Origin of the sequence: Thalassobacillus sp. CUG 92003, from assembly GCF_013618635.1 — a bacterium.
Taxonomy (GTDB): domain Bacteria; phylum Bacillota; class Bacilli; order Bacillales; family Halobacillaceae; genus CUG-92003.
In genome coordinates, this window is record NZ_JABLSJ010000001.1 from 395732 (window position 1) to 407102 (window position 11371).

Sequence of the window (11371 nt, forward strand, 5' to 3'; positions counted from 1 at the left end):
AACCCGCAGCTTGTGCTGCGGGTTTTAGTCTGTCGATAGGAAGACCGTCAAGAGCAACTGGCCACTCTTCGTCACAGCTTGTTTTTAGGGAACTAGAATACAATTTACTTCTAATAGGGGAATGATTCATGATAATATAATAGTGATGAATTATAAAAGGAACGTGGTATTAATGTCAGCGAAGAATAATCCATTATATAGACAGATTGCGGAAAAAATTAAGTGTGATGTGATTAATGAACATTTGAAAGAGCATCAGGCTCTACCTTCAGAGTCAAAACTGGCAAAGATGTTTGATGTCAGTCGCGTAACCGTAAGAAAGGCGATTCAAACGCTTATTCATGAAGGCGCGCTGTATTCGGTTCATGGCGGGCGGACGTATGTCAATGAAACGTCTGCCCCTCCGAAACCGAACCGGAGCATCTACAAACTGCGCGGTTACACGGAAGAAATGATCCGATTGAAAACCGACTTACTTCATAAGATTGTAACGTTCCGGGAAGAGACGCCGCCATCTCACGTAAAAGATGAGCTGAACCTTGCTAAGGATGAAAACGTCTATTTTGTTCAGTTGCTCAGATTTTTTGATGGTGATCCTGTCGTATTTGAAGAGTCCTATTTACCTGTGAACCTGTTTCCGGAGTTATCAGAAAGAGCGTTGCAATATTCCAAGTATGATTATATTGAACGGATCGGCCATTCCATTCAGCACCGCTACAGCGAAATTTTGCCGGGTGAACCAGAGAAGCGCGTGCAAAAGCAGTTAGATATGCAGGAAGGCTTGTCTTTATTTGAATTGAAGTCTTTGTCCTATTTAGCTGACGGACGTTGTTTTGAATACTCCCATGTTCATTTTCATCCGGAGAAGTATACATTCACCTTCGTCCCCGTTCAAGGAATTTAATACGGCAACACAAAAAATCCGAACATTTCGCTGAAAGCGTTCGGATTTTTTGTGTTTTAGGGAGGTTTTCCATGACCGCTCCGTCAAAACACTCCGCTTTCCACGGGCACGGCCTAAGCTTCCTCGGAAAGCAAAGACCGCTTTCCGAGGAAGCTTAGGCTCGCGCTGTTCCCGTAGGAGTTTACGTGTTTTGACTACGCTCATGAAGATCGTTAAACTTATATACTTTTTCAATGTTCGTTTTTTGAAACCTCTACTTATGTCCCCATCTCTTTATGGATTCGCTATGCGTTTATACTGGTAGGATTTTCAACGCCTGCTTCAATATAGGTGCGGACAAGTTTCCATTCTCCACTCATCGGGTCTTTTTGGTACGTGTTAACAAATAAATTGGCCGTTTCGGATTTTTTTCCATCGAGAACGAGAGAAATCCAAAAGGTCGCCATCACTTCGCCAACTTTTAATTGAATGGTAGAATGGTCGGTGTATACCCATTGCATATCTTGATCGGCAAAAAAATCGAACGCTTGACCCCAACCTTCAATGGACTCCTCGTATCCGTAATCAATGATACTGCCGTGCCGGTTTTCACGGGCAGCCAAATCTTTTGAGATGACCGATTTCAAATACGCGATATCCCCTTGCTTTGCCCGCTCTTTGAATGTCTGAAAAAATGGTGCGAACTCGGTCTCTATTGTGTTTTCGAGTGACATCGTGCTCCCCCTTAAGGTAAAATAGTATATTCATAATATTACCACAACTTCACCTTGTCTGGTTGCTTTTTACAATTTTCGTCAAAAATAGAAGAACTTAAGTTCAATTTTAAAGGAGTTTGATTATGGAACCGAAACAGCAGCGGCTCATGTTTCGCCAACAAAAACAATCCGAAACAACGTCAGGATTATGTGACAATTACCAACAAGCAAATATGGTCGTTCTGCCGAAAGATTATGCTTTTGCGTTTCTTTTGTTCTGTATGCGAAACCCAAAATCTTGCCCGTTGATGGACGTGCTTGAACCTGGGGAGGTGACACCTGCTATTGCCGATGCTGATGTAAGATCGGATTTACCGAAATATCGCATTTATCGTGATGGAGAATGGACAGAGGACGTCCTTGATATTCATGCTTATTGGCGGGACGATTTTGTAACCTTTTTAATCGGGTGCAGCTTCACATTTGAAAAAGCGCTATCGGATGCAGGCATCTCATTGCTTCATCAGGAATTAAACCGGGTCGTGCCGATGTACAAAACGACTATCAGCTTGGCCCAGGCCGGGATGTTTGAAGGCAACATGGTCGTCAGCATGCGTGCGATCAAACATGAACAAGTCGATAAAGCAGTCCGTATATCGGGTGAATTTACGCATGCGCATGGTCGGCCTGTACACATCGGTGATCCTGAAGCGATCGGCATATCCTCCCTGATGGAGCCGGATTATGGCGAGCCAGCCGTAGGGGAAACGCAGGAACGTACCCCTGTCTTCTGGGCTTGTGGTGTGACCCCGCAAAACGCAGCGGCCCAGGCGAAGGCGCCCATCATGATTACCCACGCCCCCGGTCACATGTTGATCACAGATGAACGCGATCCATACTATGCGAACAGTTGATGTAAACGGTTGTTTGCATCACACATCGCCAACCCTATATACTAAGCGAAATGCCTAAGAAGGAGAGAAGCCTTGTGTCTTATTTGTCTGGCGGTTTTGCAATGTTGACTGGCATTATGCAGGATCTCCCTAAGTCGGAACAAAAAATTGCCACCTATATCATGAATGCCCCGGAAAAAGTGATCACCATGACAGCTAAACAACTCGGCGAAGTCAGCGAGACAAGTTCTGCTGCCGTCATCCGGCTATGTAAGTCGTTGAATTTATCCGGTTTTCAGGAGTTGAAAATGAGGATCGCCGGAGATTTGCATAAACCTGATCACAAAGAATACAGGGAAATCGAAGAAAACGAGCCCCTCGATTCGATTATTAACAAAATGACGCAAAACAGCATTCAAATCATCCGGGAAACAGAACAAGTGCTGCGGCAAGAAGACGTTGACAAAGCCATTCAAGCCTTACAAAAGGCAAAAGCGATTCACTTTTTCGGCATGGGGGCCTCAGGTTTAGTGGCCGCAGATGCCCAGCAGAAATTTTTACGTGCGGGGCGAACGGCCTACTATTTAACCGACCCCCATCTTTCTTTCACGACTTTATCAAACGCAACCGAACAGGACGTGGCGTTCGCCATGTCGTACTCAGGTGAAACAAACGAAACCATTAAATTCGTCGAACTGGCGAAAGAACGAGGCGTAATGACAATCAGTTTGACAAAATATGGAGCGAACACGATTTCCAACCAGGCTGACATCTCGCTAACCACCTCGCCTACGCAAGAAGCGATCACGCGAAGTGCCGCGACCTCGTCACGGTTGGCGCAACTCCATGTCATGGATATCCTTTTTATGGCCTTTGTCTCCACACAATACGAACAGGTCATTCGCTCGTTGGACCGGACGAAGGAAATCATCGACCAAATCAACCAATAATCACAGGATCCTGCTTATTGATTTTTGGAGCATATGATTTTTTCTGAACGACAAAATCAAATGGAAATAGTGACGATTGAAAAACGTGTGCCGGAGAACCAATTAACGAAAAATAGACCAATATATAGAGTTCTCCTTTATCCCCGAAAAAGTACATCCCTAATAATCTGAAGATAATGGGCGCCCGCAAAACATGAAAAGATTGTCCTCCATCTAGCAAGTGTGAGCAAGGTGAAGGAGAGTCTTTTTCTGGCTTAAAGAAATTCCAAGGAGCGAGGCCCCTTCCACTCCTGCGGAAGAACGCGTGAGCCGAGATCGCCGAGCGTGGGTTTCGCGAGGAAGCTCGGGTGCTCGTCCGCGGAAAGGGAAGGGGGGCATCCTCCTGGCAGCAAGAAAAGCCCCCATCACATGTGATAGGGGCTTTTCTTGCATAGTTTATTTTGCTAGTTTTTCCGGTGAAACGTCATTAAATGTGTATCGTTTGCCAGTTTTGTTATCACGTGGAAGAACCGGGATCATCGTTCCCAAAAGTGCGATCCCGGCGCACAACAGAAATAAGGGTGAAAAGCCTGATACAGCTATTCCACTTACAATCAGGAAAATAATGATATCAAAACCTGAGTCTAAGATGGATAAAAGCGAGATGGTCGTGGCTCGTACATTTGACGGAATCATCTCGTTCGACAGCTTTGAATACACAGGATACCGTATGGCACTTACCATTTTCAAAATGAATAGCACACCTAATACGCCCCATAGGGAAGAGGTGAAAACAGCTACGCCTGTCAGCCCTAGTACTGCTATCATGCCCGTGATAAATAATAGGCGGACAGGATTAATGACCTTCGTAAGCAATCCGATGGAGCGTGAAGCAATGAAACCGATTAACGCGGCAATTGCGTACACCACTCCGATAAGGTAGACCGGCAGCCCAGCATCTGCTAACAGTTTTTGGTCGAATTTCTCGAAGATAGCTGTGGCCGGGATGAAGACGAGCGTAATGTTCATAAACATCCACAGAACTTGCGGGCTTTTCTTTATAGCACCAAATCCATCTTTAAGTTGAGCCGATACAGGATGAGTGTAGCCACCTTGCGCAGGTGGATTTTTAATAAACAACAGTAACACAAACTGGACCGACATAAACACGATGCCAAGTCCGATCAACAGCTGAAATTGATCGGTGGTCAAATCCTTAGCTAATAGAGCCCCGGTAATCACAACGACAATCGAAACCAGAAATTTCGCCGACCCGATTTGCCCCATAGCTGTATCCATCAAGCCTTCTTCTTTTGAAAGTAATAATGATTCATAAACCAGCGCTTCATCGGCCCCACTGAAAAAAGTGGCTGCTATACCAGTAAGCGCACTACTTATAAAAAACACCCACGGTTCATAAGCGAAAAACAACAAGGCGTGACTGCCCATCGCCATCATCGAACCAACCAGGAAAGACTGCTTAGCCCCGAATCTATCCGCAAATACACCGGTAGGCACTTCTCCAGCCAACACACCTAAACTGAAAAACATCATCACAAGTAATATAAGGGATTCATCTAACCCTCGTGCAAAATAAAATAACGTTAAAACGGGCTGGATAAAGCGGACACTACCAAAAATCTCTGCCCAAAATAAATAGTTAATATTGTGTGCTGCTAACGTATTTTTCTTCAAATTAATGCTTCCTCCTGCTAACTAAACTATTTATTTAGTGGCAAGAGGTTAAGCAGGTTTTATTCGTTTAACTTGCTCTCCCTCCTGCTTGTCGATTGGAATGTCCTCGCAAAATTTTTAACATCTTAAAAAACCTCCTATTTATCGTTAAGCATAATTGTACATTCAACTTTGCTGATTTAGAAGAAAAAAATGTGAAACAGGTGATAACGTTGGTCACTAGACTGATAAAAACAGCAGTTTCGATCGATGAGAGAGTGCTAGACCGATAAAGTCTGAGTTAGACCGAAAAAGGGAGGCGCTCGACCGATATCTGTGAGTGTAAGACCGATAAAGGAGCAGACTTGACCGATAAACGAGGGTGCTAGACTGATCATTTCTTAGCGATAACTGTGTGAGTTACAAGATAGACATGTCGAGATTTTTTTCTGAATATTTTCTAAATTTCATTGAAATATTATGTCGTATCATGTAGTATTTTATTAAAATAAAAATTCAATTTTTCGGAGTGGGGGGCTTATGTGTTAACGCATTTGCAACGTCTCGTATCAAAGGAGAAACGATTGGCGATTGGCCTTATGTCTGGTACGTCATTGGATGGAATTGATGCAGCGCTTGTGGAAATTACCGGAGCGGGACCGGGTACTGAAGTCAATTTGCTGGCGTTTGAAAGTCTCTCTTATAGCAATGAAGAATCGCAGGGTATTCTTAATCTTTGCAATAGCAGTGATTCTTCGGTAGACCAAATTTGCAGGATGAATGTGTGGTTGGGAGAAAAGTTTGCTGAAGCGGCCAGACGAGTTATGGAACAGGCGGAGGTTCCGCTGGCTGAGGTGGATTTCATTAGTTCTCATGGTCAGACCATTTTCCACATGCCTGATCATGCTGCTACATTGCAGATCGGTGAACTTGCTGTTATTGCGGAGCAAACAGGCTGTGTAACGGTAGGAGATTTTCGGCCGTCGGATATGGCGGTAGGCGGGCAAGGGGCTCCGTTGGTTCCTTTCGTCGATGATTTACTTTTCAGGCACCCTTCCCAAGGACGGATTTTAATAAATATTGGGGGCATCAGTAATCTCTCTGTTTTAGAAGCTGGTCGTGATGATGATCATGTGCTTGCCTTTGATACGGGGCCAGGGAATGTGCTAATTGATGCCATCGTGCAAAAGGGGACGAATAAAGAGAAGAAATATGATGAAGGAGGCCAGTTGGCTGCCCAGGGAAAGGTGGATGTCGAGTGGCTGGAGCATATACTTGAGGCTGATGATTACTTGAAGCAGCCGCTTCCTAAAACGACCGGAAGGGAATTATATACATCTGATATGGCAGAGCAACTTTGGCAGGAAGGTAAAAAGCGAAACCTCAGGTTTGAGGATATCATCGCTACGATTACAGCGTACACAGTAGAGGCCATTGCCCGCCATATTCATACGTTTGTGGATCGGGCATACAAAACTGAGGACGTCATCATTGCGGGTGGCGGTGTACATAATCACACGCTGTTAGAAGGGCTGAAACGAAGACTTTCTCAGCGGGTGACGCCACTTGATGATTTGAATTTCTCAAGTGATGCGAAGGAAGCGATAACGTTTGCTTTATTAGGCAATGAATTTTTACATGGTCAATCGAATAATTTGCCTTCCGCGACAGGGGCCTCCAAAAAAGCTGTAATGGGGAAACTCGTTTTTCCGTCTGCATTGTTGAAGAATGAGAGGTGAGGAGGCATGACATATTCGGCAGTACGTGAACATTTGGAGCGAGCGGTACAAACAGGTTTGGTACCAGGTACCGTCTGTCTTATTAAAAAAAATGAGCACATCGTTTTTCATGAAGCATTTGGTCATGCTCTCAGACGCCCAGCGCGTAATATGAATCCGGATACGGTATTTGATATTGCCTCGTTAACTAAACTTGTGACGACGACGATTATTCTGAGGCTGATAACCGAAGAGAAACTGTCTCTCGATGATTCCATTCCTCAAAGGTTGCCCTACATCCGGCAGTATGACGCATTAAATAACCGGCTATCTGAAGTGACAGTGCGACATTTATTGACCCACTCTTCAGGCTTGCCGGCATGGTTTCCTTTTTACAGCCGAAGTAAAGAAGGGTTTTATCCTATTATGAATGATATCGCTGCTCAGAGCGCAATTGAAGAAAATGCTGTCTATAGCGATTTGAATTTTATATTGCTGGGGGAAATCATTGTTCATGAAACAGGTGGGAGTCTCCGCGAAGCGGTCGATCGATATATTCGTGAACCGCTCGGATTAAGGGTGATGCATTACGGACCTTTACCACCGAACGCTCACCGGGTAGCGGCGACAGAAGCAGGGAATCAATTCGAACAAGCCATGTGCCGGAAACGAGACGTTTCTTTCCAGAACTGGAGAAATACGGAGCAGTGGATTCAAGGCGAAGTAAATGATGGCAACTGCTACTATTATTTTAATGGTGAAGCGGGACATGCCGGGTTGTTTTCACATGCGAGGGATCTCGTACGGTTAGCCGATGTGTATAGGAACCACGGACGCTGTGAAGGGAGGACCTATATTGATGCTGGCCTTATTGAACAGGCGTTGACCGATCAAGGTGAGGCAAGAGGTTTAGGGTGGCAGTTTTCTGCGATGTTTCCGGAAGGATGTGGTCATACAGGGTTTACCGGCACGTCATTATGGGTTGCACCTGTAAAGGGGTTGAGTGTGGTGCTGTTGACTAATCGCTTGCATTCAGACACACCGCAATCGCTTCAGGCGTTTCGAGAAGAGCTCCATCAGCACATTTTACAAAATGACATTCATTAAAGGGAGGAAAAGAGTGTGAAAAAATGGTTTGGTTTCTGCGTTGTGATGGCGGCATTATCTATTGCTTTAGTTGCGTGTTCTGGTGATGATGCTTCTAGTGGTGAAAGTGATGGGGAGGCAACACCTTCAGGCGAGCAAATATTGAAAATAGGAAATGACCAAGAGCCGGCAGGTTTAGACCCACACACGGTTCCAGCTCATTCTTCGGTAAGGATTTATGAAAAGGTGTACGAAAGTTTACTGACGTTGGATGAAAATATGGAGTTGCAGCCGGAATTGGCTAAAGAGTGGGACCAACCTGATGACAAGACTTACACCTTTACGTTGAGGGAAGGGGTTACATTCCATAATGGTAATGAAATGACGGCGGAAGATGTCAAATATAGCTTTGAACGGATTATGGCAGAAGAAACAGCCTCTATTGCAAAATCCTATTTTGATAAAGTGGAATCGATTGAAGTTGTGAGTCCGACTAAAGTTAAATTTACATTAAGCGAAACTTATGCACCATTTCTTTCCTATGTTGCGAGTACCAATGCAGCAATCGTCGATCAGGAAGTCGTCGAAGAAAATGGTGATCTCATGCAGACCGCAGTAGGAACGGGTCCTTTCAAGTTTGAAGAATGGGAAGCGGATAACCACGTGAAGCTGACAAAGTTTGAAGATTACTATCAGGATGACATTCCGAAGCTAGATGGCATTACGTATCTCACGATGAAAGATGAGTCAGCTCGTCTGGCCGCGATACGAACGGGAGAAGTTCATATGACGACACTTGCTTCCCAATCGATTCCATTGGCTGAAAAAAATGAGGATCTGACTGTGAAAGATTATCAGTCGACTGAATACAGTTATGTCGGGTTCAATGTAAATAAGGAGCCATTTAACGATAAAAAAGTTCGCCAGGCCATCAGTTTAGCGGTTGACCGCCAGGAAGTATCAGACATTGTGTGGAAAGGGGACGCGGTACCTTCTGGCCCGATTCCGGAATCAATGGGCAAGTGGTCTATTGATGTGACCGAGGAGGAAATGTATCAACAAGATATGGATAGAGCGAAAGAATTGCTGGCGGAAGCAGGTTATGAAGATGGATTTGATACGGAAATCACAACAGCATCCACATATCCTGACATGGTCGACACGGCTCAGCTGCTTCAAGAGCAATTAGAAGCGATTGGCATCAATGCAGAAATCAGGCAGCTGGAATGGGGCGAATACATTGATACGTGGACAAATGGCAGCCATGAAATGCTCGTTGGCCGCAACAGTTCTGGCAATGACCCCGATCGCTCGATTGGTTTTTTCTTCTCGACAGATGGATCTGCCAATGTTTGGGGCTTCTCGGATGAACGCGTCGATCAATTGGCTGAGAAAGGACGTACGACCATTGACACCGAAAAACGTCGGGAGATTTATAATGAAGCGCAGGAGCGGCTGGTTGATTTGTCGCCAAACCTGTTCTTAGTCTCACCTAAGAAATATTTTGTTCTGCAAAACAACGTGGCTAATTATACTCCAACGGCCAATGAACCAGAAAACTTTGATGAAACGATTATAGAATAGAAAATTTGGAGGGCATCGATCATTGCATGCCCTCAGTTTTCTACCTTTTAGATTCACTTTACTTGTAAAAGGTGTGAATATGTGATGATTGCTTATACCATACGTAGACTGTTAATGCTCATTCCCGTCCTGTTTGGCATTTCAGTATTTATTTTTCTTATTATGAAATTGATTCCAGGGGATGTCGTCAGTACGATGCTGGGCACAGAAGCAACAGAGGAGTCGAGGCAGCAGTTGACCGAACAATTCGGCTTGGATCAGCCCTTTTATCAGCAGTACTTCAGTTGGATTTCCGGGGTGCTAGTCGGTGATTTTGGTGTCTCCTTACGAACGGGAAAACCGATATTGCCTGATATTTTATCCAGGTTCAGTCTTACCCTTGAATTGACGCTTTTGTCGGCGTTTTTATCATGGTTGATCGCCATACCACTCGGCATTATTGCTGCCGTTAAGCGTAACACAGGTACTGATTTTGGGGTGCGCGTGATTTCCTTGCTCGGGGTATCGGTACCGAATTTTGCCTTGGCGACTCTATTACTGCTTGTATTGTCGTTAACCTTTTCTTATTACCCGCCTGCTGGTTACGTGTCATTACTGGAAGATCCGCTAAAAAATCTCCAAATGATGGTGCTTCCTGCTATTGTCCTTGGAACAGCGATGGCTGGCGCCGTGATGCGAATGACGCGTTCAACGGTTCTGGAAGTCCTGCGGCAAGATTTTATCCGAACGATTCGTGCGAAAGGGGCAAGTGAACGGGTCGTCATTTTCAATCACGCCCTGAAAAATGCGATGATCCCCATCTTGACCATCATCGGCATGCAAATCGGTGTGTTATTGGGTGGAACAGTTATCATCGAACAAATTTTTTCATTACCAGGCTTAGGCCAAATGGTCTTGACCGCGATTAATCAGCGTGATTTTCCTGTTGTTCAAGGCGCCGTGTTGTTTATAGCGTTTGTATTTGTCCTGATCAATCTACTCGTGGATTTACTCTATTCCTATTTGGATCCGAGAATTACGTATAAATAGTTAGGTAGAAAGTGTGGGTTTTATGAAGGAAATCATTAATCGATTGAAACAAGATAAAGTTGGGCTGGTGGGAGTCATCGGCGTTGCGCTCGTGATCTTTATCGGGTTCATTGGCCCTTTCTTATCACCGCATGACCCTACCGAGATGTATAAAAGCCATACTCTGGAGGGGCCAAGTGCCGCCCACTGGTTTGGCACTGATGAATTCGGCCGGGATATTTTCAGCCGGGTCATTGAAGGAGCGAAAGTTTCATTGTATGTCGGCTTAATTTCCGTCGGGATCGGAGCTACGCTCGGATTTGTGTTTGGCCTCGTTTCAGGTTTCTTCCAAGGCTGGGTCGATCACCTTATTATGCGTATTATGGATATTTTATTCGCTTTCCCTGATATTTTACTAGCTTTAACCATTGTCGCTGTTCTCGGACCGAATTTACGAAATACAATGATTGCGATTGGTATTGTATTCACACCCGTTTTCACGAGGACGGTTCGAGCAGCGGTGATTTCGGTTAAGGAAATGGAATTTATCACAAGTGCAGCTGCGATCGGAGTTAAAACACATAAAGTCATTCTACGTCACGTGTCCCCCAACATACTGGCTCCGTTTATTGTGCAAATTACGCTAGCTCTATCTGGAGCCATTCTGACAGAAGCAGCCTTAAGCTTCTTAGGCTTAGGCATACAGCCACCTGATCCTTCCTGGGGGTCGATGTTGAATGCAAGCCGACAATACATGGAAATCGCGCCTTGGATTGCCATCTTTCCAGCGTTGTTTATTATCGTCACTATCTTTTGTTTTAACTTATTAGGCGATAGTTTAAGAGATTTGCTGGATCCGAAGCTAAAATCATAAGGGATG

General features: G+C 44.8%; 10 protein-coding genes. 8 read left to right on the forward strand and 2 right to left on the reverse strand.

What is annotated here, in order from left to right; all coding sequences use genetic code 11:
• Nucleotides 1-172: 172 nt before the first annotated feature.
• Nucleotides 173-904, forward strand: a complete 732-nt coding sequence (locus HOP45_RS01805; RefSeq protein ID WP_181347184.1) for a GntR family transcriptional regulator — start codon at nt 173-175, stop codon at nt 902-904.
• A gap of 284 nt (nt 905-1188) precedes the next feature.
• Here HOP45_RS01805 and HOP45_RS01810 read toward each other — a convergent pair whose 3' ends face one another.
• A complete protein-coding gene (locus HOP45_RS01810; RefSeq protein WP_181347185.1) occupies nt 1189-1617 on the reverse strand; it encodes a flavoprotein in 429 nt (142 codons plus the stop codon).
• A 125-nt stretch (nt 1618-1742) separates the two neighbouring features.
• Between HOP45_RS01810 and HOP45_RS01815 the strand changes: the two genes are divergently transcribed.
• Nucleotides 1743-2513 carry a putative hydro-lyase gene (locus tag HOP45_RS01815; protein ID WP_181347186.1) on the forward strand — a complete coding sequence of 257 codons (771 nt, stop codon included), beginning with the start codon at nt 1743-1745 and terminating at the stop codon, nt 2511-2513.
• A gap of 74 nt (nt 2514-2587) precedes the next feature.
• Nucleotides 2588-3442 (forward strand): MurR/RpiR family transcriptional regulator, encoded by an 855-nt coding sequence (locus HOP45_RS01820; protein ID WP_370457926.1) that lies wholly within the window; start codon nt 2588-2590, stop codon nt 3440-3442.
• Between the two features lie 435 nt (nt 3443-3877).
• Here HOP45_RS01820 and HOP45_RS01825 read toward each other — a convergent pair whose 3' ends face one another.
• Nucleotides 3878-5116: an MFS transporter gene (locus HOP45_RS01825; RefSeq protein WP_181347187.1), complete on the reverse strand. Its 1239-nt coding sequence runs from the start codon at nt 5114-5116 to the stop codon at nt 3878-3880.
• Nucleotides 5117-5637: 521 nt separating this feature from the next.
• Between HOP45_RS01825 and HOP45_RS01830 the strand changes: the two genes are divergently transcribed.
• From HOP45_RS01830 to HOP45_RS01850, 5 genes are all read left to right on the forward strand, one after another.
• The gene (locus HOP45_RS01830) at nt 5638-6834 is read left to right on the forward strand and encodes an anhydro-N-acetylmuramic acid kinase (protein ID WP_370457927.1); all 1197 of its coding nucleotides are present in this window, start codon (nt 5638-5640) and stop codon (nt 6832-6834) included.
• 6 nt (nt 6835-6840) lie between these two features.
• Nucleotides 6841-7920, forward strand: coding sequence for a serine hydrolase domain-containing protein (locus HOP45_RS01835; RefSeq protein ID WP_181347188.1), 1080 nt, complete (start codon nt 6841-6843; stop codon nt 7918-7920).
• Between the two features lie 15 nt (nt 7921-7935).
• Nucleotides 7936-9483: an ABC transporter substrate-binding protein gene (locus HOP45_RS01840; RefSeq protein ID WP_181347189.1), complete on the forward strand. Its 1548-nt coding sequence runs from the start codon at nt 7936-7938 to the stop codon at nt 9481-9483.
• Nucleotides 9484-9567: 84 nt separating this feature from the next.
• A complete protein-coding gene (locus HOP45_RS01845; protein WP_181347351.1) occupies nt 9568-10512 on the forward strand; it encodes an ABC transporter permease in 945 nt (314 codons plus the stop codon).
• A gap of 22 nt (nt 10513-10534) precedes the next feature.
• Entirely contained in the window at nt 10535-11365 is an 831-nt protein-coding gene (locus HOP45_RS01850; RefSeq protein WP_219914436.1) for an ABC transporter permease, read from the forward strand.
• Nucleotides 11366-11371: the final 6 nt, after the last annotated feature.

Excerpts from the sequence above, each read along its gene's own strand:
- HOP45_RS01810 (WP_181347185.1), bottom strand. The coding sequence starts at position 1,617 with ATGTCACTCGAAAACACAATAGAGACCGAGTTCGCACCATTTTTTCAG.
- HOP45_RS01845 (WP_181347351.1), top strand. The coding sequence starts at position 9,568 with ATGATTGCTTATACCATACGTAGACTGTTAATGCTCATTCCCGTCCTG.
- HOP45_RS01835 (WP_181347188.1), top strand. The coding sequence starts at position 6,841 with ATGACATATTCGGCAGTACGTGAACATTTGGAGCGAGCGGTACAAACA.
- HOP45_RS01815 (WP_181347186.1), top strand. The coding sequence starts at position 1,743 with ATGGAACCGAAACAGCAGCGGCTCATGTTTCGCCAACAAAAACAATCC.
- HOP45_RS01850 (WP_219914436.1), top strand. The coding sequence starts at position 10,535 with ATGAAGGAAATCATTAATCGATTGAAACAAGATAAAGTTGGGCTGGTG.
- HOP45_RS01805 (WP_181347184.1), top strand. The coding sequence starts at position 173 with ATGTCAGCGAAGAATAATCCATTATATAGACAGATTGCGGAAAAAATT.